The organism is Salinivibrio kushneri (assembly GCF_005280275.1).
In the GTDB taxonomy this organism is placed as follows: domain Bacteria; phylum Pseudomonadota; class Gammaproteobacteria; order Enterobacterales; family Vibrionaceae; genus Salinivibrio; species Salinivibrio kushneri.
Genome location: NZ_CP040021.1, coordinates 1,026,740 through 1,051,315, shown reverse-complemented (window position 1 = coordinate 1,051,315; position 24,576 = coordinate 1,026,740). Strand labels below are relative to the sequence as shown.

Annotated in this window: 21 protein-coding genes; 8 read left to right on the top strand and 13 right to left on the bottom strand. The window is 50.7% G+C overall.

The genetic code is table 11. The annotated features are described in order from the left end of the window. Window positions 1-88: 88 nt before the first annotated feature. Window positions 89-2,764, bottom strand: coding sequence for a DNA topoisomerase (ATP-hydrolyzing) subunit A (gyrA, locus tag FCN78_RS05045; RefSeq protein ID WP_077658871.1), 2,676 nt, complete (start codon window positions 2,762-2,764; stop codon window positions 89-91). 626 nt (window positions 2,765-3,390) lie between these two features. Between gyrA and ubiG the strand changes: the two genes are divergently transcribed. From ubiG to yfaE, 5 genes are all read left to right on the top strand, one after another. Beyond that, window positions 3,391-4,101: a bifunctional 2-polyprenyl-6-hydroxyphenol methylase/3-demethylubiquinol 3-O-methyltransferase UbiG gene (gene ubiG / locus FCN78_RS05040; protein ID WP_077658870.1), complete on the top strand. Its 711-nt coding sequence runs from the start codon at window positions 3,391-3,393 to the stop codon at window positions 4,099-4,101. A 24-nt stretch (window positions 4,102-4,125) separates the two neighbouring features. Beyond that, on the top strand, window positions 4,126-4,782 hold the full coding sequence (gph, locus tag FCN78_RS05035; RefSeq protein WP_077608784.1) for a phosphoglycolate phosphatase: 657 nt from the start codon (window positions 4,126-4,128) through the stop codon (window positions 4,780-4,782). Window positions 4,783-5,178: 396 nt separating this feature from the next. Then, on the top strand, window positions 5,179-7,467 hold the full coding sequence (gene nrdA, locus FCN78_RS05030) for a class 1a ribonucleoside-diphosphate reductase subunit alpha (protein ID WP_069361460.1): 2,289 nt from the start codon (window positions 5,179-5,181) through the stop codon (window positions 7,465-7,467). A gap of 52 nt (window positions 7,468-7,519) precedes the next feature. Beyond that, entirely contained in the window at window positions 7,520-8,653 is a 1,134-nt protein-coding gene (gene nrdB, locus FCN78_RS05025) for a class Ia ribonucleoside-diphosphate reductase subunit beta (RefSeq protein WP_077458044.1), read from the top strand. After that, window positions 8,650-8,940, top strand: coding sequence for a class I ribonucleotide reductase maintenance protein YfaE (gene yfaE, locus FCN78_RS05020; RefSeq protein ID WP_069361458.1), 291 nt, complete (start codon window positions 8,650-8,652; stop codon window positions 8,938-8,940). The genes nrdB and yfaE overlap by 4 nt, the downstream gene beginning before the upstream one ends. Before the next feature lie 36 nt (window positions 8,941-8,976). Here the strand turns inward: yfaE and FCN78_RS05015 are convergent, their stop codons facing one another. Continuing rightward, on the bottom strand, window positions 8,977-10,230 hold the full coding sequence (locus FCN78_RS05015) for a CinA family nicotinamide mononucleotide deamidase-related protein (RefSeq protein ID WP_235607546.1): 1,254 nt from the start codon (window positions 10,228-10,230) through the stop codon (window positions 8,977-8,979). Between the two features lie 226 nt (window positions 10,231-10,456). On the opposite strand from FCN78_RS05015, the gene tyrP reads away from it, so the two are divergent. Further along, window positions 10,457-11,629: a tyrosine transporter TyrP gene (tyrP, locus tag FCN78_RS05010; RefSeq protein WP_069361457.1), complete on the top strand. Its 1,173-nt coding sequence runs from the start codon at window positions 10,457-10,459 to the stop codon at window positions 11,627-11,629. Between the two features lie 68 nt (window positions 11,630-11,697). On the opposite strand, the gene FCN78_RS05005 is transcribed toward tyrP, so the two are convergent. The 3 genes from FCN78_RS05005 to cysB all read right to left on the bottom strand — a co-directional run bounded on the left by FCN78_RS05005 (window position 11,698) and on the right by cysB (window position 14,813). Continuing rightward, complete coding sequence (locus FCN78_RS05005; protein ID WP_100297945.1) at window positions 11,698-12,423, bottom strand: sulfite exporter TauE/SafE family protein; 726 nt, start codon at window positions 12,421-12,423, stop codon at window positions 11,698-11,700. Between the two features lie 112 nt (window positions 12,424-12,535). After that, a complete protein-coding gene (locus FCN78_RS05000) occupies window positions 12,536-13,762 on the bottom strand; it encodes a methyltransferase (protein ID WP_077658869.1) in 1,227 nt (408 codons plus the stop codon). Between the two features lie 73 nt (window positions 13,763-13,835). Next, window positions 13,836-14,813, bottom strand: a complete 978-nt coding sequence (gene cysB, locus FCN78_RS04995; RefSeq protein WP_077658868.1) for an HTH-type transcriptional regulator CysB — start codon at window positions 14,811-14,813, stop codon at window positions 13,836-13,838. A 367-nt stretch (window positions 14,814-15,180) separates the two neighbouring features. Between cysB and FCN78_RS04990 the strand changes: the two genes are divergently transcribed. Next, window positions 15,181-15,939 carry a DNA repair protein gene (locus FCN78_RS04990; RefSeq protein WP_069361453.1) on the top strand — a complete coding sequence of 253 codons (759 nt, stop codon included), beginning with the start codon at window positions 15,181-15,183 and terminating at the stop codon, window positions 15,937-15,939. 74 nt (window positions 15,940-16,013) lie between these two features. Here FCN78_RS04990 and FCN78_RS04985 read toward each other — a convergent pair whose 3' ends face one another. From FCN78_RS04985 to FCN78_RS04975, 3 genes are all read right to left on the bottom strand, one after another. After that, entirely contained in the window at window positions 16,014-16,529 is a 516-nt protein-coding gene (locus tag FCN78_RS04985) for a low molecular weight protein-tyrosine-phosphatase (RefSeq protein WP_077658867.1), read from the bottom strand. A gap of 104 nt (window positions 16,530-16,633) precedes the next feature. Next, on the bottom strand, window positions 16,634-16,936 hold the full coding sequence (locus tag FCN78_RS04980) for a Dabb family protein (protein ID WP_069361451.1): 303 nt from the start codon (window positions 16,934-16,936) through the stop codon (window positions 16,634-16,636). Window positions 16,937-16,955: 19 nt separating this feature from the next. Then, the gene (locus FCN78_RS04975) at window positions 16,956-17,702 is read right to left on the bottom strand and encodes a dienelactone hydrolase family protein (protein ID WP_235607545.1); all 747 of its coding nucleotides are present in this window, start codon (window positions 17,700-17,702) and stop codon (window positions 16,956-16,958) included. Window positions 17,703-17,809: 107 nt separating this feature from the next. Between FCN78_RS04975 and cobO the strand changes: the two genes are divergently transcribed. Further along, complete coding sequence (gene cobO / locus FCN78_RS04970) at window positions 17,810-18,400, top strand: cob(I)yrinic acid a,c-diamide adenosyltransferase (protein WP_069361449.1); 591 nt, start codon at window positions 17,810-17,812, stop codon at window positions 18,398-18,400. 47 nt (window positions 18,401-18,447) lie between these two features. Here the strand turns inward: cobO and FCN78_RS04965 are convergent, their stop codons facing one another. The 5 genes from FCN78_RS04965 to apbC form a co-directional block, all read right to left on the bottom strand. Then, a complete protein-coding gene (locus FCN78_RS04965) occupies window positions 18,448-19,527 on the bottom strand; it encodes a metal-dependent hydrolase (RefSeq protein ID WP_077658866.1) in 1,080 nt (359 codons plus the stop codon). Between the two features lie 52 nt (window positions 19,528-19,579). Continuing rightward, a complete protein-coding gene (locus tag FCN78_RS04960; protein WP_077658865.1) occupies window positions 19,580-21,715 on the bottom strand; it encodes an AsmA family protein in 2,136 nt (711 codons plus the stop codon). 122 nt (window positions 21,716-21,837) lie between these two features. Continuing rightward, a complete protein-coding gene (gene dcd / locus FCN78_RS04955) occupies window positions 21,838-22,425 on the bottom strand; it encodes a dCTP deaminase (RefSeq protein ID WP_077658864.1) in 588 nt (195 codons plus the stop codon). Between the two features lie 117 nt (window positions 22,426-22,542). After that, a complete protein-coding gene (gene udk / locus FCN78_RS04950) occupies window positions 22,543-23,187 on the bottom strand; it encodes a uridine kinase (protein ID WP_069361447.1) in 645 nt (214 codons plus the stop codon). Between the two features lie 141 nt (window positions 23,188-23,328). Further along, on the bottom strand, window positions 23,329-24,447 hold the full coding sequence (apbC, locus tag FCN78_RS04945) for an iron-sulfur cluster carrier protein ApbC (protein ID WP_077658863.1): 1,119 nt from the start codon (window positions 24,445-24,447) through the stop codon (window positions 23,329-23,331). Between the last annotated feature and the right edge of the window lie 129 nt (window positions 24,448-24,576).

Below are 24,576 nucleotides of genomic sequence, written 5' to 3'. Positions count from 1 at the left end.
GAACACAATTTCCGCCATCACTCCTGTTAATAGGCAATAAAAAAGGGTGCAGTTCACTGCACCCTTAAGACGTTATCTCAGCGACGACTTACGCGTCTTGATCATCATCAGACGCAGGCGACTGATCATTATCATCGCGTTCGCCATCATTGATAGGCGCTGATGCTTTGCCACCGTCAGACTGAGTGGTTGTCCCGGCTTCATTAGCCAGCGCTTCCATCTCCTCTTCATCTGGTTCCTCGATGCGCTGCAGGCCCACCACTTTCTCGTCATCACTGACGCGAATCAAGCGTACACCTTGGGTGTTACGCCCTACTTGGCTCACCTCTTCTGCGCGAGTACGGACTAGGGTCCCCGCATTAGTGATCATCATCAGCTCATCGCCTTCACAGACTTGGATAGCACTGACAACATCGCCGTTACGCTCAGACACTTTGATCGAAACCACCCCTTTGGTCGCACGACTCTTGGTGGGGTATTCTGCCAACGCCGTACGCTTACCAAAGCCATTCTCGGTCACGGTCAAGATTTCCGCATTCTCTTGCGGCACAATCAAAGAGACGACCTGATCGTTTTCAGCCAATTGAATGCCTCGTACCCCCGCGGCAGTACGACCCATCGCCCGAACGGTGTCATTGGATGCCAGGAAACGCACCACTTTACCGAATTGCGAGAACAGCATGACTTCACTGCTATCGTCAGTGAGCTGAGCACCAATCAGGCTATCGCCCTCACGCAAGTTCACGGCAATGATCCCGGCACTACGTGGACGGCTAAAGTCAGTCAGTGGCGTTTTCTTCACCGTGCCATGCGCTGTGGCCATAAAAACGTATTTGTCTTCTTCATACTCACGCACTGGCAAAATCGTGGTAATACGCTCATCGTCTTCCAGCGGCAGTAAATTCACAATCGGTTTACCACGCGCGTTACGCGATGCATGGGGCAGCTGATACACTTTCAGCCAGTACATGCGGCCGCGCGTTGAGAAGCACAGAATCGTGTCATGGGTGTTAGCAACCAGCAGTCGCTCAATGAAGTCTTCATCTTTCATTCGCGTCGCTGATTTCCCCTTACCACCACGGCGCTGCGCGTCATAATCGCTCAGAGACTGATACTTAACATAACCGTCGTGTGACCAGGTCACCACCACGTCTTCTTCATTGATAAGATCTTCAATATCAATGTCGGCACTCGCTGCGGTGATTTCGGTCAGACGTTTGTCGCCAAAACCATCACGCACCGCTTCAAGCTCTTCACGGATCACTTCCATCAAGCGCTCGGTACTGGCCAAGATATGCAGCAGCTCCGCAATTTGTTCCAGCAAACCTTTGTATTCGTCTAAAATCTTTTCGTGCTCAAGCCCAGTCAGCTTGTGCAGACGTAAATCAAGGATCGCTTGTGCTTGCTGCTCGGTCAGATAGTACGAGCCATCATCACGGGCACCAAATTCTGGCGCCAGCCATTCTGGACGGGCGTTTTCACCGCCCACGGCTTCCAGCATGGCGGATACGCCCCCAAGTCCCCAACCTTGATCTTGTAGCTCTTGCTTGGCCACAGCAGGGGTGGGCGCTTGACGAATGAGCTCAATCACTTCATCGATATTAGCCAGCGCAACCGCTAAGCCTTCGAGGATGTGGGCACGGTCGCGCGCTTTACGCAACTCATACACGGTACGACGTGTGACCACTTCACGGCGGTGGTTAACAAAGCACTCAAGCATCCCTTTAAGGTTAAAGAGCTTCGGCTGGTTATTATCCAGCGCCACCATATTCATGCCGAATGACGTCTGTAATTGGGTTTGCGCGTAGAGGTTGTTCAGTACGACCTCAGCCACCGCATCGCGCCGACACTCAATAACAATCCGCATGCCCTCTTTATCGGACTCATCACGCAGCGCGGAAATGCCGTCAATTTTTTTGTCTTTAACCAGCTCGGCAATCTTTTCAATCAAACGCGCTTTGTTGACTTGATAGGGGATTTCATTGACAACAATGGTCTCTTTACCATTTTTGTCAGTTTCGATATCCGCCTTGGCACGCAAGTAGATTTTGCCACGCCCGGTTTTATACGCGTCTTCAATCCCTTTGCGACCATTAATCATTGCCGCTGTCGGGAAGTCTGGGCCTGGAATGTGCTCCATCAGCTCATCAATAGTGATATCTTCATTATCGATATACGCCAGACACCCGTTAACGACTTCGGTTAAGTTGTGAGGTGGGATGTTGGTTGCCATCCCGACCGCAATCCCGGAGCCGCCGTTAACCAGCAGGTTGGGGACACGCGTTGGCAATACGTCCGGGATTTGCTCAGTACCATCATAGTTCGGCACATAATCCACGGTTTCTTTGTCGAGATCGGCAAGCAGCTCATGGGCAATTTTCGCCATACGCACTTCGGTATAACGCATTGCCGCGGCTGAATCACCGTCGATAGAGCCGAAGTTACCTTGGCCATCTACCAACATGTAGCGCAGTGAGAACGACTGTGCCATGCGCACAATAGTGTCGTATACCGCACTATCACCATGGGGGTGATATTTACCGATTACATCGCCGACCACACGGGCCGATTTCTTATATGGCTTGTTCCAGTCGTTGCCAAGTACGTTCATCGCGAATAATACGCGGCGGTGTACTGGCTTTAGGCCATCACGCACGTCAGGAAGAGCTCGGCCAACAATGACGGACATTGCATAGTCGAGATACGAGCTTTTCAGCTCCTCTTCGATATTGACTGGCGTGATCTCTTTAGCAAGATCGCTCATGGAGCCAACATCCCTCAAATAATGTTTGCGTATTCAAATACGTGACCACGGAGAATAACACAAACCCTCTGTGGAGACACGCGAATATGGCTAAGATGTATCACGGATCTCGTTAGCAGACGCTCTGAGCGCGTCTACACGGACAAAAAGCCACCACTTGCGAAGCTAACTATAATTTTTTTACTAGAAAAGCCCACAAGGTGTCTGAGCGCGAAAAAGGAATGATCCCTTTAACTTGAGCACACGATCACTTTTTTAGCAGGCAGAGAAATATCAACCATACTTAGGTGTGACGTGTCTGACCGACCTAACGTTGGTCAACCTGGTACATAGAGGAGGCATGATGCTCACTCGTATCGTTAACGCGATTGGTGCCTGTCTCATAGCAGGCAAATACCTTTTGGCTGGCATAATAGCCATCAGCGCCATTTTAACCGCGGCGTAATGCCGTGCTCTCTGCACGGCGGTGGCTGGCCGCCGTGCTATTTCTCTACCTGTGCACCTTGCCCCCGATTCAGGCTGTCTATCCCCCGTCATATCACCCACTGCCCCGCAAGAAGCACGGCTTCTTTTTATCGCGTTGGATTTCGTTATAATGCAGCAAAACCGATAAGGAAGCTGCAGTTATGAGCCAAGTACCCAATGTCGATCCGGCGGAAATTCAAAAATTCGAGGACATGGCCTCGCGCTGGTGGGATCGAGAAGGTGAATTTAAACCTTTGCACCAGATCAACCCATTACGCCTCGATTATGTCTTGGACAAAGCAGGCGGATTATTCGGCAAAACCGTACTTGATGTCGGATGTGGCGGCGGTATCTTAGCGGAGAGCATGGCGCAAGAAGGCGCTGAGGTCACTGGCTTGGATATGGGCAAAGAGCCCTTAACGGTCGCGCGCCTCCATGCCCTTGAAGCAGGTGTCGATGTGCAGTATATCCAATCGACCGCTGAAGAGCATGCCAGCAGCTATGCGCAGCAATACGACGTTGTCACCTGTATGGAAATGCTCGAACACGTGCCTGAACCCGCCTCCGTGATTCACGCCTGTGCACAGATGGTAAAACCCGGTGGTCATGTCTTTTTCTCGACACTGAACCGCAATACCAAATCTTGGCTGTTCGCAATTCTAGGGGCAGAACATGTGCTTAAATTGGTGCCAAAAGGCACGCATGAGCACCATAAGTTTATTCGCCCCTCAGAGCTGATGAACATGATTGATGGCACCCCGCTAACGGCCAAAGACATGATAGGGCTTCACTACAACCCGGTGTTTGATACCTACAAACTCTCCAACGCCAATGTCGATGTGAATTACCTGGTTCACACCGTCGCGCCCTAGTCGACTGATAAGGAGCTTGCCAGCATGACCCCATCGACCATTCTCTTTGATTTAGATGGCACATTGCTTGACACCGCCCCCGACATGGGTGAGGCCGCCAACCGCGTCCTCGCCGAGTTTGACTTGCCTCCGTTAACACGCGAGCAAATTTATACCCATACAAGTTTCGGCGCGCGCGGTCTGTTGAGCGCTGGATTTGGCGAACAAGCACAACATCAGGACCCTGTCGCCCTCCGTGCGCGTTTTCTTCATCACTATGGTGATGCGATATGCCATGGCACCCAGCTTTACGCTGGCATAGACACCCTGCTCGACAAACTGGATCAGTTGCGCATCCCCTGGGGCATTGTGACCAATAAGCCCGAAGCGCTTACGCATCAATTACTCGCCTTTTTCCCTCGCCTGCAAGAGGCCAGGGTCATCGTTGGCGCCGATACCTATGCCCACGCCAAACCACACCCTATGCCTTTGCTCGAAGCAGCAAAAAGCCTTAATTGTGTGCCACAACAAGGGCTGTATGTCGGAGACATTGAAAACGATATATTAGCGGCGCGCGCGGCGAATATGGGAGCAGCAGTCGCAGGATGGGGTTACACCGGCGATCAAGCCTTAGTTCATAATTGGAAAGCAGATCATATTTTCGCCAGGCCGGATCAGCTTAGCGCCATTCTTGGATCCTAGTCACACCCCACATTTTGTGGGGTTTGCTGTCTTTTCAATCAGTTAAAAACGATCACTGATCATCGCCAAGATCAACCAAAATAAATTTTTTTTATTGCCAATTTTTGCCTTTCAGTGATTGAAATTTTCACTAATCTTGTCGGACTTGCGTCACTAGGTTGGTGATTACTAACTTTAGATATAACATCCCCAAGATATCCACACCCACCCCATCAAAGACTGGCTTGCAAAAAGCGGGTTATATCACTATCTTGTAATCGACCCGGACATCGCCCCCTATATATAGTGTATTAGCGACGAGATGTCCGCACAGAGGCCGACCAAAAAATCATCAGCATTTTATAAAAACTTGCGAAAAAGAGCAGTTTGGCAAGGGAATATTGGGAAAGCATACAAATGAACCAAGAAATTACCGTATTAAAGCGTGATGGACGCAAAGAAAACTTAAACCTCGATAAAATCCATCGCGTAGTGACTTGGGCTGCCGAAGGCCTCTCAAACGTTTCTGTTTCTCTGGTTGAGATGCGCTCTCACATCCAGTTTTACGATGGCATGCGCACGGAAGATATTCACGAGACAATCATCAAAGCTGCCGCCGATCTGATTTCCGAAGAGAGCCCGGATTATCAATATCTTGCAGCTCGCTTGGCTGTCTTCCACCTACGTAAAAAAGCCTATGGCCAGTTCGAGCCCCCTAAGCTGGTTGATCATGTCAAAAACATGGTCGAGAAAGGCAAGTATGATCAGCATATCTTGGAAGACTACAGCGAAGAAGAGCTTGATACCCTAGACAGTTACCTCGATCACTGGCGCGATATGAACTTCTCATACGCCGCGGTGAAGCAGCTGGAAGGGAAATACCTAGTGCAAAACCGAGTGACCGGTGAGATTTACGAAAGCGCACAGTTTTTGTACATGATGGTCGCTGCCTGCTTGTTTGCGTCATACCCGAAAGAAACACGTTTGGACTACATTCGTCGTTTTTATGATGCTGCCTCGCAGTTTAAGATCTCACTGCCAACACCGATTATGTCTGGGGTACGTACGCCTACACGTCAATTTAGCTCTTGTGTGCTGATTGAGTGTGACGACAGCTTAGATTCTATCAATGCCACATCCAGCGCGATTGTTCGCTATGTATCGCAACGCGCAGGTATTGGTATTAACGCAGGCCGTATTCGCGCGTTGGGTAGCCCAATCCGTGGCGGTGAAGCCTTCCATACTGGTTGTATTCCGTTCTATAAGTATTTCCAAACCGCGGTGAAATGCTGCTCGCAAGGCGGTGTTCGTGGTGGCGCAGCGACCTTATTTTATCCAATTTGGCACCGCGAAGTGGAATCACTGCTGGTATTGAAAAACAACCGTGGTGTGGAAGAAAACCGTGTGCGCCACATGGATTACGGGGTTCAAATCAACAAGTTGATGTATACCCGCCTGCTTAAAGGTGGCAACATTTCCTTGTTCTCTCCGTCAGATGTGCCTGGCTTGTACGACGCCTTTTTCGAAGATCAGGATGAATTCGAACGTCTGTATACCCAGTATGAAGCGGACGACACTATCCAACGCGAGACGGTAAAAGCGGTCGACCTGTTCTCACTGATGATGCAAGAGCGCGCCTCAACCGGCCGTATCTATGTTCAAAACGTTGACCATTGTAATACCCATAGTCCGTTTGATGCATCGGTGGCCCCAATTCGCCAGTCGAACCTGTGCTTAGAAATCGCGCTACCGACCAAGCCACTGAACAATGTTGAAGATGAGAACGGTGAGATTGCACTGTGTACGCTGTCCGCCTTTAACCTGGGTGCGCTTGAATCACTCGACGAGCTGGGTGAGTTGGCCGACTTAACCATTCGTGCCCTTGACGCGTTATTGGATTATCAAGATTATCCGTTACCTGCCGCGCGCAAAGCGACCATGAACCGTCGTACCCTGGGTGTGGGTGTGATTAACTTTGCCTATCACCTCGCTAAGCACGGTGTACGTTATTCAGATGGCAGTGCGAATGGCCTCACCCACCGCACTTTCGAAGCGATTCAATATCACTTATTGCGTGCGTCCGTGGAGCTGGCGAAAGAAAAAGGCGCGTGTCCTGCGTTTAACGAAACCACTTATTCACAAGGTATCCTCCCTATCGATACCTACAAGAAAGACTTGGATGCGATTTGTGATGAGCCATTACATCTGGATTGGGAAACCTTGCGCAAGGATATCCAAACCCATGGTTTACGTAACTCAACACTGACCGCTTTAATGCCGTCAGAAACGTCGTCACAAATTTCAAATGCCACCAATGGCATTGAGCCACCACGTGGTTTTGTCTCAGTGAAAGCCTCCAAAGATGGCATTCTCAAACAAGTGGTACCTGAGTATCACAAGTATAAAGATAATTACGAACTGCTCTGGAACATTGGCAGCAATGAAGGTTACTTACAGCTAGTCGGTATCATGCAAAAATTCGTTGACCAAGCGATTTCTGCCAACACCAATTATGATCCGAGCCGACATGCAAGCGGTAAAGTTCCTATGAACCAGCTGCTTAAAGATTTGCTCACCGCGTACAAACTGGGGGTGAAAACCCTGTACTATCACAATACCCGTGATGGCGCGAGCGATGGTCAGTCGGAATCAACCGCGGCGCAGGCGGCTGAAGATGATTGTGCCGGCGGTGCATGTAAGATCTAACACACACATGCAAAGGGGCCCCTGGGCCCTTTTCTAGAGGTTTATAAGATTCATGGCTTACAGTACGTTTTCTAAAATCAACAATGACCCGCTCAAAGAACCCATGTTCTTGGGCCAGTCCGTTAATGTTGCCCGCTACGATCAGCAAAAATATGAAATTTTTGAAAAACTGATCGAAAAGCAGTTGTCGTTCTTTTGGCGCCCAGAAGAGGTGGACGTATCGAGCGATCGTATTGATTACAACAAGCTACCTGAACATGAAAAGCATATTTTCATCAGTAACTTGAAGTATCAAACCTTGCTGGACTCTATCCAAGGTCGCAGCCCTAACGTCGCGCTACTCCCGCTGGTTTCTATTCCAGAGCTAGAAACCTGGATTGAAACCTGGAGCTTCTCTGAAACCATTCACTCTCGCTCTTATACCCACATTATTCGTAATATTGTGGCTGATCCGGCGATTGTGTTTGATGACATCGTGATGAATGAGCACATTCAAAAGCGCGCAGAAGACATTGCCCAGTATTATGATGACCTGATTCAGCTAAGTAACTACTACCACCAGCTGGGTGAAGGGACACATTCCATTAATGGGCAAACGGTCACGGTGAGCTTACGCGCGCTCAAGCGTCAGCTGTATTTGTGCCTGATGTCGGTCAATGCGCTTGAAGCCATTCGCTTCTATGTCAGTTTTGCATGCTCCTTTGCCTTTGCCGAGCGCGAACTGATGGAAGGGAATGCTAAGATCATCAAGTTTATTGCCCGTGACGAGGCACTGCATCTGACCGGGACGCAGCACATGCTCAACATTCTACGTAGTGGTCAAGACGATCCTGAGATGGCTGAGATTGCTAAAGAATGCGAGCAAGAGTGCTTTGACTTGTTCAAAAAAGCCGCTGAACAAGAAAAAGATTGGGCCGAGTATCTGTTCCGTGATGGCTCGATGATCGGTCTGAACAAAGATATCCTGTGTCAGTACGTCGAGTACATTACCAATCTGCGTATGTCTGCGGTGGGCTTAGCGCCTGCCTATGACAATGCGACACAAAACCCGATTCCTTGGATTAACGCTTGGCTGTCCTCGGACAATGTTCAAGTGGCACCACAGGAAGCCGAAATTAGCTCGTATCTGGTCGGTCAGATCGATAACGAAGTCAGCGTCGAAGACTTTGGCGACTTCGAGCTATGACCCGTATCACCATCGAAGTGAACGGCATAATGGTGGGTGGCAACACCCACCAAAACTTGCTGGAGCAGTTAGAAGACGCCGGTATTCAGCCTGAATATCAATGCCGAAATGGCATGTGTGGCGCCTGCCGCTGTAAGCTTAATCAAGGGTCTGTCACGCAGGGAGAAAGTATGGCGTTTGTAATGCCAGGCGAAATCCTCGCTTGTCAAAGTGCGCCGCAGACGGATGTGTCCATCGCGTTCGACTACCAACCCGCTGACATCAAAAAACAAGTGAACGAGGCGTAATACAATCGCCTCGCCTTCCGTTCTCTTGCCGACCTTCTATTCTATGCTGTCTGCATCAATGTAAATATCGTCATGTCGTGTCAGTGAAGCATAATCGGCAATCACCGTATACCCACTTAAGTAGCGCCTTAACATATCTAATAACACCGTAGAGATGTAACAGCGCGCATCGTCGTGAGACAGTTGCCGTTTAAAGCTTAATCGCTGCCCCCACTCGCCCTCTGGTGTGGAGATAGCCACACAAATTTGTCCGTGCAGTTCCGGGCCACAGGCAAGGCCAATTTGCTTTTGGTCGGGGCTGATCGTCGCACTGGCCATCGCCAGTGATGCCGCCAAAGGATTAGCCACCGCTTGCTCCGGCACATGCGCGTTCGACATTACCCAGCCTTGTTCAACCAAGTGAGCCGCTTGGCCATTGAGTAAGCTTGATAGCCAGCCACCGGTGAATTGCTCGGCGACTTTCAACGCCATACCGTGACGTTTAACGTCAAACGCTAATGCTGAAGCCATCGGCTCATTGTATGACACCACGTAATCAGCAAGCCGCTGTTGCAATGCCTCAAGGAGGGGGTCTTTTTCATCATGGTCTGCATCAATAAACAGTTTCACCTCAATAAAAGGCAAACTCGAGCGATAGCCCAATGACACATCGTCAGGAAGCACTAATGATGCCATCACGTCACTGATCCCGGACTCTGACAAGCCAAATGTAAACAAACGGTAACAAGATCGCGCTTTTGCTGCGTAAACATGTAACAACTCAGGAAGGATTTGGCGCTCAACCATGTCGAAAAACTCAGAGGGCACTCCAGGCGTAAAATAAAAATGACACCCATTGAGTTCACAGTGAAAACCACACGCTGTTCCTTTCGGGTTCTCAATTAAGCGCGCGCCGTCAGGTAACATCGCTTGCTTAAGGTTGCTTTGTGCCATCGGCCGGCCGTGTCGCTCAAACCGCTGTTTCAGCTCATCGAGCCACGCTTCGTTCAGTGTCAGCTCCACCCCCATCGCCGATGCCATCGCCGCCGTGGTGAGATCGTCTGTGGTCGGTCCCAGTCCTCCGTTCACAATGACCACTTGCTCTGTCTGTGATAATCGAACCAGCTCGATCGCCATATCATCAAGGTCATCTCCAATGGTCACGCGACGAGACATTGTTAGCCCGTTCTCAAATAACGTCCTTGATAGCCATGCTGCATTGGTATCCGTGATATCTCCCAGCAACACTTCCTCTCCGGTAGAAAGCATCGCGATTTGTGGCATTGGTGCTTGATGTTGTTGGTTTTCCACCCTGCCGCTCCTTATTGGTCACCGTGATTCGTCTTTGATTATGACATTAGACCGCTCGATTCACTACCCCAGCCTAACCGTACACTTTACTTTACTGAGTCGTACCTTTAGCATTACACGCATCCGTTTTTTTATCTGCATAGACAGTGCACAATGCGCATAAATTCACGTTATCTTTTGTGCGAACACAACAATTAACTTTTTATTAACACTGGTTAAACATAATATGAATAAAGTACTAGGAAGTTCGCTGATTATCGCAGGGACCACGATTGGCGCAGGTATGCTTGCTCTACCGCTTGCCTCTGCCGGTATTGGATTTGGAGCGTCGATGGCATTAATGGGGGCGATGTGGGCGTTGATGACCTATACCGCGCTATTAATGCTAGAAGTCCATCAGTACGCTGACGCGGATGCCACACTACACAGTCTGGCCAAACAGTTTTTAGGGGATAAGGGGAAGTGGCTTGCCTCATTCGCCATGTTGTTCTTGTTCTATTCCCTATGCGCCGCCTACATTGCGGGCGGTGGGAGCCAGCTTAATGAGAAGCTGGCCCAGTGGTCAGCAATCGAGCTACCGCCAGCGGCCGGTGCGGTATTGTTCACCCTCGTGTTTGGCTTAGTGGTGACGCTAGGGACGAGTAAAGTGGATTTAATCAACCGTGGTTTATTTACCGTTAAAGTCTTATTCCTGATTTTAGCGTTAACCTTACTCACTCCACACGTATCCAGTATTAACCTCGTAGAGATGCCAGTCGAAAAAGGGCTCTTGGTCGCTGCATTGCCCGTTATTTTCACCTCTTTTGGCTTCCACGGCAGTATCCCCTCGATTGTGCGTTATGTCGGGATAGATCTCCCTTCCCTACGCAAAGTGATGATCGTCGGCTCCACCTTGCCACTTGCCCTCTATATTTTCTGGCAAGTCGCGAGCTTAGGCACCGTTGCACAATCTACCTTGGTTCAAAACGGCGAGCTGTCTCAGTTTGTTGCCATCATCCAATCGGTGGTGCAGCAAGATTATATCGCCTCCAGCATTTCGCTATTTGCTGATTTAGCCTTAGCGACGTCATTTCTTGGTGTCAGTTTAGGCTTGTTTGACTTTATCTCGGACAGTTTTAACCGCCAAGATAGCATACGTGGCCGCTTGCAAACCGCCGCTATTACCTACTTACCGCCTTTGGTATTCGCACTTTTCTACCCTCAAGGATTTATCACAGCGTTAGGTTACGCGGCGATCGCTCTGGTGATTCTTGCGGTGGTGTTACCTGTGCTGATGGTGCGTAAAGCACGTCAAACCGTCTCAACGGATGAGCATTATCAGGTGATTGGTGGGAACCTTGGCCTTAGCTTGGCAATGGTGGGAGGCATAAGCGTTGTAGTGGCACAGTTTATTGGCTGATCATCGCTCGCTAACCATCCAATGATTCAATGACGCCCCACTGACTGGGCGTCATTTTTTTATTTTTTCTAGCCACCCATCAAGCCGCGTACCAGCGTACTGACTCCAGCTAAGGTACAGAGTAGCAACATTGCCCGACGGACGAGCTGCGGTTTCACCTTTGGTGCGACGCGATAAGCAAGCCATGTCGCCACCAGTACGGCAGGCACCGCAAATGCCGCTTGCTTTAAGTGCCACCATGTCAGAAAGTCCGTGGCGCTTAAGGCGATCAAAGACAAGATGCAGCTAATCGCAAAGTACCCCGCCAAGCATGCGCGCATCTTATTGACATCCGCATGTTGCAATACAAGAGCCATTGGCGGGCCACCAATACTGGTGGTGGTGCCCATCACTCCAGAGGTAAAACCGGCGACAAAAAAGTTTCGTCGATTAGGGGCAATGTCAAAGCGCATCACACTCGCCAATACTGCGATTAAGACGGCTGCCCCGATGATAATTTCCAGCATTTGTGTTGTGACGACTAACATCACGCCCCCAGCGACAGCAGTCCCCGGCACACGGCCTAAGTAAGCCCAACTAAGATCACGAAATGAGAGTTGATGCCGATATTGCCAAGCATTAATACTCGCTAATGTCAGCCCTACCATAGAAATGGTGGTCGGGACCAGTTTGGGATCAATCATCAGCAACAGTGGCGCGGCCACAATCGCCATGCCAAACCCAACCAAGCTTTGCACAAAACAGCCAAGCCCCAAGATCATGGCCACCGCCATGGAGACGCCGATATCAGGCATAAAAAGTAACTTCAGGTAAAGATAGGTAACCCGAGTGTAACGATTTACCCAGTCTTGAGCGAGCTTTTACGGGTAATCGCCTGATCGACACTTGTCCACCAGGCGTAACACGTCAAAGGTGTGCTGGCCTGCTGGGCACGTTGTTCTTTTCGGCATGAATCAACAGGTTGCGTGGCGTCAATTCACGCTCACAAAACTGTATCAGACTCACCGAGTACCCATGTTGCTCAAGGTATAACACCCTATCCAACACCAGCCATATTTCCATTGCTCGGCGAAAAGCACTCTTAACGACGTTGATTTGTTCGAGGATGGCAAAACGGGCTTCTCCACGGCGCAAATAGCCATCCGCATCGAAGTTCGCGGGGAACGTAAGCCCTTTTTGTGCCGCCCCCCAGCGACAAAATGCAGCAAACCCTTGGTGAAGTTGTGATTTTTTCAGTGCCGGTAATGGCAAGTATTGATCTTGGTTTTGCCAGTCCCGCTGCCATTCATCAAAACCTAAGCGATAAATAACTTCCTGTTCCCGTTGGCGACGGACGCGCTGTCCGCCGGTCACCGATTCTTGGACGGCAAGTTTAAGGTCGGCTTTTTTCAACCGTATTCCCGTTCCCTGCGCGACATCCGAGAGCGGCTGATAAGTTTCCTCACGAATAAGGTGATAGCAACACGGCGAGACGGATAGGCGCGACATGCCACACGTCACCGCTTTTTGCAGGAGTTGTACATGCAAGTCGCCGCAGGCATGTAACGCTAACCCGTGGTCACAACCGGCCATCACAGCGGCAGCCTCCGCGCCCATGGCATCTAAGGGATAAAATCGCATCGCGAGGGCGTTGCGCAGCGCAAACGCTTGTCCTTGATCGCAAAGCGCCTTTTGCCATTCAATACTCTCAACCGGCTTAGCGGTCACCGATGACATGGCACGCCCGAGATACCCTTTTCCGGCACACCACTCAAGGTAACGTACCGTCTCCCCGTGAGTGGGAACTGCACCGATGTATGCCTCGATTTGCGCCCACTTTCTTCCCGGGACCCCTACCGCCAACCGCGGATCCACCCCCAGCTTGGTCGTACTCGCCTTAGGCACAGCGGTGAGTTCGGTCAATGACGCCAACGCAGGCCACCAACTCGACAGCTGGGTAATCACGGCGTCAGGTGCGGCCTTTAGCGCTGTAACCTGGGAATAGTCCAAGCTTGCCAGCCAAGCGCATAATGCGTCTTCTTCCTGCCATGGTAAACGTCTATGTGCCATTGGCATTGGTTGCCATAACCATTGGAACTGGGTAAGAAGTTGGGTTAATTGCTTGAACTGTTGCTGAAAAGAGACGGAAGACATGGCGGCTATCAAGACTTGAATAAAGCGTGATCAAAAAAGGCTGCTTGACGCAGCCTTGTCATACTCGTGCAGTTTAACGAATTGGCAGCGGAATGTCCTTAAACATGGCATCAATTTCTTCGTTTGAACGTAGAGCCACCGCTTGATCTATCACATTGCGCGTCAGGTGTGGGGCAAAGCGTTCAATAAAGTCATACATATAGCTGCGAAGGAAGGTGCCTTTACGAAACCCAATTTTGGTCGTGCTGGCACCAAAAATATGGCTGGCGTCAATGGCGACGAGATCTGAATCAGCTTGGCTATCCATCGCCATACTGGCAATAACCCCCACCCCTAGCCCCAACTTCACATAGGTTTTGATCACGTCCGCGTCTGTAGCGGTAAATACAATCTTGGGGGTGAGATTAGCCCGGTGGAACGCCTCATCCAACTCTGAGCGCCCGGTAAAACCAAAGACATACGTCACGAGCGAATAGGCCGCTAAGTCCTCGATGGTAATATTGTCTTTTTTCTGTGCCAGCGGGTGATCAGGCGTGACAATAATCGAACGATTCCAGTGGTAACACGGCAGCATGACCAAGTCTTCATAGAGGTGGAAAGCTTCGGTCGCGATAGCAAAGTCTGATGTGCCTTTGGCGACCGAGCTGGAGATCTGCGTTGGCGTCCCCTGATGCATATGCAAAGAGACTTTCGGGTACCGCTTGGTAAAGGCTTGAATCACATCCGGTAGTGCATAACGGGCTTGTGTGTGGGTGGTGGAAATATTGAGGTTTCCCATTTCTGGGTGCGTATGTTCACTCGCCACCGCTTTAATGCTTTCAACCCGAGACAAGATGCTTTGAGAGATTTCCACAATGGCCTCACCAGCAGGGGTAACTTGGGTCAGGTGTTTGCCACTGCGCTCAAATATTTGCACGCCGAGTTCGTCTTCTAGTAATCGAACTTGTTTACTGATCCCAGGCTGAGAGGTATACAAACTCTCTGCGGTCGCAGACACATTTAGGTTGTGGTTGACGACCTCAACGATATATCTAAGCTGTTGTAGTTTCATAGTGCAGACGCGCGAGCCTCATGGGTTAAGTGACAGCATTGGGTTCTGATAGATTATTTATATACCCAAATTAGACTATTTAATAGGCTTTGGTTATATAAACGTTAGCGATTGCACATTCACTAAGCAACTTGGTGAACAAACGTGATATGACTCGACCGCTAAAATTTGATTATTCCGATACGTTTATCGCCAAGTGCACGATTATGGGCCACACTATTAGCAGCGCATGCGAATCGGATGTTATGTGCAGAGTTAGAGGCGGATCACTCATACTGCCTCCATCCTTGATTGATGCTATCTCTGTCGGTTGAGATCGTGTATCTTAACCCGTTGAGTTTATTACAAGGAACATCGACGCTGAATTATGAATATTGCCTTGATAGCTGGCCTTTGTGTCATATTGCTCGGCCTGATTGTCGGCTACAACATATTGGCTCAACAACGTAAGCAAATTGAATCTCACAAGCGCCAAGAGATGGCAAAGCACATTGCAGTGATTGACGCCACCGAAGAGCTTATTGGTAATGCACATAACCTGCCTTATAGCGGGACCTTGTTGGTTTGCTTGAATAAGAAGATCCTAGATTCCTTGAAAGCCATGTACGAGATTGATGATTCCGATAAATCCATCAAGCAACGTATTAGTGCCACTCAAGCGCAAATCGATCAAATCAAACAAAGCTATTCAAACCGCGAGTCCACCTCTTTTAAAGTGCCAGATAACGATCGACAAGCGATTTCGATGCTCAAGTTAGTAAAACGTCTGCGCTCGGTGGTGAAAGCGGAGCATTCAAAGGGACGACTGGCAACACAGGCGTTTGTGGCTGAGAACGCGCGCTTGGAGCAGATGCAGCTTAAAATCAATATTGAGAACGTAATTAAGCGTGCCAATGACGCCAAGCAAAAAGGGCAAATGGGCACCGCTCAGCAGTTATTGAAAAAAGCGATTGATGTGGTCTCGCCCAAAACCGATGATTACTCGCAAGAGATGAAAAAGCATTTAGAGCAAATGCATAGTGATATCACCCAAACACTGAATACGGGCCATGAGAAACTTCAGTCGGAACAAGAAGAAGAAAGAAGTGATCTGGACGAGTTGTTTGCGCCGAAAAAGAAATGGTAAATCAGCTTACGTAGGCTTAAAACAAACGGCGCGTTGATACGCGCCGTTTGTTTATTCTTCTCCTGCTCTTGCGCTCATCCCCTAGACGCGGACTCTCTCAACGAGCGTGGCAAAAGATGCGCTTCAATATGATCCAGCACCCCATCTGCCGCTTGTTCAAGCAAGTCTAACACCCGCTCAAAGCCGTCCGGGCCACCATAATAAGGGTCGGGGATCGGCCCATCGGTATGCTCCCCCCAGTGGAGAAATAAAGTCAGTTTGCCTTGGTGCTCGGGTGGGCATTGCGCTTGCAAGTCAGCCAGGTTGCTCTCATCGGCTGCCAGAATCATGTCATGACAGCCAAAGTCAGCTGGGCCAACCTGGCGCGCGCGAATACCTTCAAACGAGTAGCCTCTCGCCTGCCCCGCCGCTTGGCTACGTGTATCAGGCGGATTACCCTGGTGATAACCTGCCGTGCCCGCTGAATCAATATCGACTGCCAAGCCTCGCGCCTGTGCGCGAGCACGTAATACGGCTTCAGCGGTGGGCGAACGACAGATGTTGCCCAAGCACACCACCAAAACACTGGGCCTTTGATTATCCGTTGTCATCAGCGTTAAACCTCCTTATGGCTAGGCTTTCAGCTTACCAGTAAGGATAAACGCTGCCTATAGTGAGGCAGGTAATACTCGGTGATAGGGCCGTCTATCAGCGCCTATGCAGGCACGGAATAATCCACAACGATAATGTCTTCCAGGATAGGACGAAATATCGCTTTTAGAGCTTCATGCTCAGGATGCGGTAAATAGCGCTCCCGCGCAGCACCATCACGAAACGTCATCACAATCACATGCGTGTAACCTTGGTCTTTATCTTCTGGGCTGTTGTTTTCTCCCCATTCGACCGACCCAACGCCATCAATGACACTAGGCATTGATTCAAATTTATCTTTCAATGCTTGGATCTGATCATCGCGCGCGTTAGCGGTAAAACGAACAAGCAATACATGACGAATCATTTCTTTTCTCCTCGTGTCACTATTCCATCCGATCCGTCAAAAACGTTTTAAACGCCTGCCAGGACTTTTTATCAGCTTTTTCACGGTACCTCTCCGAGCCAAATACGGTAAACGCATGCGGCGCCCCACCGTACACTTGCGACCAGTAATCGACACCCGCCTGCTCTAGCGTTTGTATAAAGGTCGCAAAATCTGCCATGGGCACCGCTTTATCCGCCCCACCATGAGCAATAAACAGTGGCGCAATGTCCTCTGAATAGCCTTGGCCATCTGGCGTGCCCAAACCGCCATGAAAACTCGCGTAGCCACTGACAGGCATATTGCCTGGATTGCGTGCAAGCTCTAATGTCACCGTACCACCGAAACAATAGCCAGCCACTACTGGCTGCGTCACACCTTGCGATTGCGCGGCACTCATCCCTGCTTCAATCAGTTCGCGCATCCGCACTCTGTCTTCATACAGTGAACCAGTCGCCGCTTTCTTCGCCTCTAGGCTGGTCGGTCGATTCCCGGCGCCAAACATGTCTAATGCAAACGTACGATAGCCCAAGTTTGCCAGCATATCCGCGCGTTGACGTTCGTAGTCCGTTAGCCCATCCCAGTCATGAATAATCACCACACTGCCTTTCTCAAAAGAGGCAGGGATAGCTAGGTAGCCGGAAAATGCCTCCCCGTCTAACTGATAATCTATCTGTTTACCCGCCACAGCAGGCAGCGAACATAGAGCCAACAAAGCAATAAGAGCGTGCGTTCCTTTTATCATCATAGCGTCCTTTGGCTGGGGCCGTCGGTTTGTGGCCAGAATGTCATGGGTGGCATCCACCCTATCGTCCCTTTACTATAGACCTAAGTTAACCAAAGGTTGGAAATCACATGTCAGAACACAGTCATCAACAGCGCCAGCAAAAACTGAAAGAAAAAGTCGATGCTCGGATTGACGCCGCACAACAAGAAAAAGGGCTATTTCTTATTATTACTGGCAACGGCAAAGGCAAATCCACCTCCGCGTTTGGCACCGTCGCACGCGCCGCAGGCCATGGCTTCAAATGCGGGGTGGCGCAGTATATCAAGGGAACCTGGGCATGCGGTGAGCGAGACTTACTCAGTCAGCATGGCGTGGACTTTCATGTGATGAGTACAGGGTTTACCTGGGATACCCAAGATAAAACGGCCGACACCCAAGCCGCACAAAAAATCTGGTCAGCATGCAAAACCATGCTCAGCGATCCTGGTTACGATTTGGTCGTCCTGGACGAAATCACCTATATGATCACCTATGGCTATATTGACCTGGACGATGTCATCGCTACGATTAGCCAACGCCCCAGTGAGCAATCGGTGTTAATCACGGGTCGCGGTGCGCATCGTCGTCTCGTTGAAATGGCGGATACCGTGTCTGAGGTTCGTAATGTTAAACACGCCTTTGATGCGGGTGTTAAAGCTCGCCAGGGTATTGACTGGTAGGCGTTATCGAGAGCCTACAAGACAATAATGAGCGTGCAGAGGCACGCTCATTGCTTTGAGGTGCCGCTGGTCGGTAACGCTGTAGAGGATAGCGTATCAACAGACGTATCATTCGCTTGACACGATTGCCGACAGAGTTTGGCATCGATGGACTGATCGCCCAACAAGCGTTGCCACAACGCGGGGAGCGCGGTCTCAGGCAAAGGGTCAGGCTCGAGTTGTTGAGGCGCGACCGGCGCCCACTCCCCATTCATCTTTTGCTCTGCCAGTAAAAACTGAAACGGCTGATAGGCGGCCACCCCGAAGCGTAAGTCGGTGACGACCTGCTGCCCGTTTCGGTTTTCAAAGCGAATGAAATTACGCGAAAACGTCCGCAGAGCACTGAGGGTATCAGAGTTTGCCAGCGGCCACTCTCCCAGAGGCTGCGTGACCCAATCAATTGACGGGTTGGCATCAAGTCGTGAGGCCAGCCCCTCCCAGTATTGATCTTCGCCACTGACGACCACACGCCACAGTAAAGTGTTAAACGGCGTTGGCATAATGATCAACGGCTGGCCTTCCAGCAAGGTTCCTTGTGTTTGCTCGGCAACCCGGTTTTCTATTTGATGGAGCTGATACACAGAACTGGCCAAATAAAGACTCGAGACCATCAACCCAACACCACACATCCTGGCCCCAAGATGGCGCCATACCAGCGCGCTGATGAGCGCAACCAGTAGGGGCAACGTATACAGGGGATCGATAATAAATAAACTCGCTACCGCTACTGATGGCACATCAAGCGGCCAGAATAGCTTGGTGCCATATACCGTCATGGCATCAAGCAATGGATGGGTGACAAGCACCGCGATGACCAGCACCATCAATTGCCACAGTGGCCACTGACGCTGCCAGCGCCACCAGCACCAAGCAATGAGCGCGCCAACCCAAGGCAGTACGAACAGCGAGTGGCTGAAACCTCGGTGATTCACAGTGTTCGCCACCGGATCGCCATAATCAATCAATACATCCAGATCCGGTAAGGTCCCCAAGGCCGCGCCCGCCAGCAGCACTTTCGGTGAGCAGCGTTTACCCGCAACCAAGCCCGCGACCGTCGCGCCTAACGCGGCTTGCGTGACAGAATCCATAAAGCGTCCTTTAATGACTTTGCATTAGATAGCCTGATGAGTGATGCGCCGATCACTGAAATAAATTAAGGAGTTTATCTGCCGTCTCTTTGACCTTATCGTCATCCGCTTTATCACCCAGTAGCTTTTTCAGCCCCCGTTGCGCCTCTTTGCGTGCTTTCTCTTCTAACGCTTTATTACTGCTGAGTAACTGCTTAATATCTAATTTATAGCTCGGCGATTGCCAAGTACCAGCTACCGTCACTGGGATGGTCACATCACGCAGTTCATCAATATCTTTACCGCCCTGGCCTTTACTGGTCTCGACCACCGAGGTATAGACGTCAAAATCGAGTGTCTCTTTCAGCAGATCGGTTTGTCCGTCACTACGTACCCGAAGCGCCGGCGCTTCCAACAGTAAGTCGGTGGTGCGTGCCATGCCGTTACCTAGGGTAAAACTTGCCGTGAGTGCGCTAAAGTCCGTTTTACGTACTTCTTTGGCGGCCGCTGCCGACTCGCCTTTTAGGGTTGCTTTCGCCTCTCTGAGCATCTGCGCCAAGTTAATGCCATTTATCGCGCCATCTTCGAAGAAAATAGCGACACTGCCTTGAATCGCTTGACGTAATGCATACGGTGACAAGCCTTTGCCCTGTACATTGATATCAAGGTTCCCCTTACCTTCTAATAAGTCCACCTCAGCGGCATCTTCCAGTAAAGGAAGCACTTGGATCCCACGCGCTCTTTTACTCACCTGATAGCGCGCAGGGGTTTGTGTGGCATCTAGCATCCCTTGCACAACCACGCTGCCTTCATAGGCTTGTGTGGTCAGCTCGGACACGTCGACCTTGCCACGGTCGATGGCAACTGTCGCACGCGTTTTTCCCAAGGTAACATTACTCACGGTCAGCCCTTTCATCGCCAATGAGCCGGCAATATCTAGCGTCTTCAACACACTCAGATCAGGCTCTTCTTTGCTCAGGGGCGCAGCTTGTTTGTTGGAGCTGGATGGTGCATTAGCGCCCGACTCACTTGCATTGGCGGACTGACTAGGTGCTGCGTCTGTCGGTAGCAGCGTATCGAGGTTGATATGGTTGGTATTCAACGCAAAGCGCACTTGGGGGATCTCAGTCAACTTGACCGCCACTTTGCCATCCACCACAACATCATCGTCGTTCAACCGGCTGGTCAATTCACTGACCGTCACCGTTTGCTGGTTGATGTCAAACACAATATCCGCGGCTAGCGCTTGGCTCAGAGACTGGTGGGGAATAGGCTCGCCGGACAGTGTCGTGAGCATGTCTAACCCCTGAACAGTGACCTTATCTTGCGTTTTTGCGATAGTCACCTGGGCTTTACCTGAGCTTTCAATGTCGATGTCAGCCGTTTGCGCATTCACATTGAAGCCTAATTTCGCTGTCTCGCCCAGAGAAAAACTATCAAGGGTAATATTGGCTTGTTCAATCGCCATATCACCTTGCTCTGCCGAAAGCGTCAACGCCAGTTTGCGCAACTGGCTTTGTATCACGTCACTGGCCAATTTCAACTCGCCTTGACCTTCCACCGCAAAGCGGGCGTCATTTTGCTCGCCGCGCAACGATAGTGACAACGGCGTCCACACATCCGTCGCCAGATTGCCCACCTTAAGATCCACATCGCGCAGCGCCGTCATGGTGCCCGCTTGATCATCTTTGACGACCACACTCGCGTTAGCCACACTGAGCCCTTGTAACGATACATTCCACGTCTTTGCCTCGGTGCTCGTCGTCTCAGAGGATGAGTCTGATTCTGGTGTCGGCTCTGTTTGAGGCGCTGCGGCCTGTGATGTCGTGGTGAGGTTGCTCTCCCCGTTACTCAGGGTTTGAATAAACACATGAGGGTCTTGCAATATTATTTCGCCGACCTGCAAGGTTTGCGACATCAAAGGCAACACATCGACAGACAGGCGAGCTTGAGATAAGCGCATCAGATCGGGTTCATCAAAGCCGGGGCGGTTTTTTATCGCGACGTCCTCGACTGAAAACCCCAAACTTGGCCAAAACTGCCAAGCAATGTCGCCACCGATGACCATGTCATAGCCTGTCTGCTTTTTAACTTGCTCGACCAACAATGGCTTAAACTGGTTAGGGTTAATAGTCGTGAGCACAGCGGCGATGCCACCGATGACAACCACCACCAAAACAACAAGAGTAAGGGCGATTTTTTTTATCATTGCAAGATGCTCCTTGTGCGTAACAGGCGATACCACGCGCGAGAGATACTCGCCTTATCGAGCATGATTTCACGATCGGGTTCCCCGTTAGAAAAAATGCGCCCGTAGGCGCATTGCAATCGTTAAACCTTGTCTTGGCTAATGCGAGAGGCGACGGCCCCTTGCTGATTTTTGTATTTTGCGTTGTCGCGTTTGTTATACGGCTTATCAGCCGCGCCCGACATAGGCTCAAAACTTAACGCACCAATCGGCATACCGGGTCGTAGCGCCAAAGGCAAACGACCATTGTTATAGAACTCGAGGACAATACGGCCCGACCAGCCCGGGTCAATCCGGTGCGCGGTCACATGCACCATCAGCCCTAAACGTGCTAACGACGAACGGCCATCAAGCCAGCCGACGATATCGTCCGGTAGGGTCACCGCTTCATGCGTGACAGCGAGCGCGAGCTGGCCTGGGTGAAGATAAAATGCCTCACCCTCAGCAATCTCAATTTCATCACTCATCACACGTTCAAGCTGGGCATTAACCTCTTCTTTCGGGCCAGATAGATCGATAAATGCCGCGCCGTGATCATTAAAAACACGGAATTGATTGCCCAACGTCACATCCGCCGTCACACCAGAAATCGACGCCTCTGCCGGACGCGGCTCAATTTTGATGCGGCCATCATCAAGGTGTTCTTTGATATGCCTGTCGCATAGTCGCATCGGATAGTCCTCACGGTTAATAGATGGAGCGATACACTGCGCACCGCATTCACTTAGCTCGTTGTCCTCTGCATACAAAAGCAGGGAGTGGTGATCCGTTAAGCCATCATACGTCAATCAGGCTTTCAGTAATCGCGCGATATGCGCTTTTAATACATCAATCGCAATGCGGTTTTTCCCCCCGCGTGGCACGATAATGTCGGCATATTGCTTTGACGGCTCAATAAACTGCATAAACATAGGGCGGACCGTCTTCTGATATTGCTCCATCACAGAGTCCATGGTGCGGCCGCGTTCAGCCACATCACGTTTCATGCGACGCAACAAGCAAATATCAAGGGGGGTATCCATAAAGACGCTGGCATGGATAAGATTGCGTAGACGTGGGTCGGTCAGTAACAGGATCCCTTCCAAAATGATCACCTTTTTGGGCGTCATGGTGGTGGTTTCATCCATACGGGTATGCTCTGAGTAGCTGTACACAGGCACATCGACAGACTGACCGGCCGCGAGGCTTTCTAGGTGCTCGCAAAGCAAGTTATGGTCTAGCGCTTGTGGATGGTCATAGTTGGTTTGTACGCGCTCTTCCATGCTGAGATGGCTTTGATCGCGGTAATATCTGTCTTCCGTGATCACGCCGATTTGATGATCGCCGACTTTTTCCTTTAATTCCTTATAAATCGTGCTAGCGATCAGGCTTTTACCGGAAGCAGAGGCACCTGCTATGCCGATAATAACGCATTGGTGGTTGTTGTCACTCATAATATGAATACCCAGAGGAAGCTTGGCGGAATCTACATAAACCGCCTGATTATAGGGAGTTGAAGCCGCTGGCGCCAGAGAAAATCACGCTTCCCTGACGCATCCGTCGCTTTAAGCCTGCTACAGCTGCCCGTTGCTCAATCAGGGCGACACCGTTTGTACGCTTATTTGTTCAGGGCGCGTTTCCCCTTGCCAGTAAAGCTGACTGGCGACGGTGGCTGCCATTTGGCGATAAACCGCAGCGTGCTCACTGTCGGGGCGCGCCACCATACTCGGTGTGCCTGCGTCTATGTCCTCACGAATGGCGACATGAAGCGGTACTTGTGCCAAGACCGGCACACCCTGTTCACGGGCCATTTTCGCCGCACCACCGGTACCGAAAATCGCTTCATGATGGCCGCATTGCGAACAAATATGGTAGCTCATGTTTTCTATTACCCCGAGAACCGGCACCTGTACTTTCTCAAACATCGCCACGCCTTTAATCGCATCAGCCAGTGCGAGATCCTGTGGTGTGGTGACCACCATCGCCCCCGTCACCGGAAACTGTTGCGCCAAACTAAGCTGAATGTCGCCCGTGCCTGGCGGCATATCAACCACCAAATAATCAAGTTCAGGCCAGCGGGTTTCATTGATCAATTGAGCAAAGGCTTTCGATGCCATCGGCCCACGCCACACGGTGGCGTTATCGGCGGGCACCAGGTAACCAATTGAATTAGAGGCAATGCCATGACTCCTCACAGGCTCCATCAGTTTGCCATCATGAGTTTGTGGCTCGCTGTCTTTAGCGCCGAGCATTATCGGCAGCGATGGACCATACACATCCGCATCGACAATGCCCACCGATGCCCCTTCGGCGTGCAGGGCCAGTGCCAAATTGACCGCCGTCGTCGATTTACCCACGCCGCCTTTGGCCGAACTCACCACTAACAGGTTTTTCACCCCTTTGACGGGCGCTTTGTCACCACTTTTTATCGGCGCCACTCTCTGTGTCAGTTGAAACTGCTGCGCCAATGACGTCGACTGGGCACTGAGCCACTCATCGAGCGCCTGCATCACTGACGCCGCTGCAAATGGGAATGTCACCTTAAAGCCGTCTCCACTCGCGCTCACCCACTGTGGTTGGCTTGCCCACTGCTCCACCAAGCGCGAGTGTGAAAACTGATTCAATAGACTCACTGCGTCGTCCACATTGGTCAGCGGGGCGGCCGTGTCTTCTTTTTGTTTTTGTGCTTTTTTCTTTTTAGAACCAAATAACATGCATCACCATCCCATTGATTAAAATATATTAGGCCGGATTGGCAACGTTTAACGGATAAACCGCCTCACTCACGGCCTGCACTAGGCAAGGCATATCGTATCAGGTAAGATTTCCGCAATCATTCCATT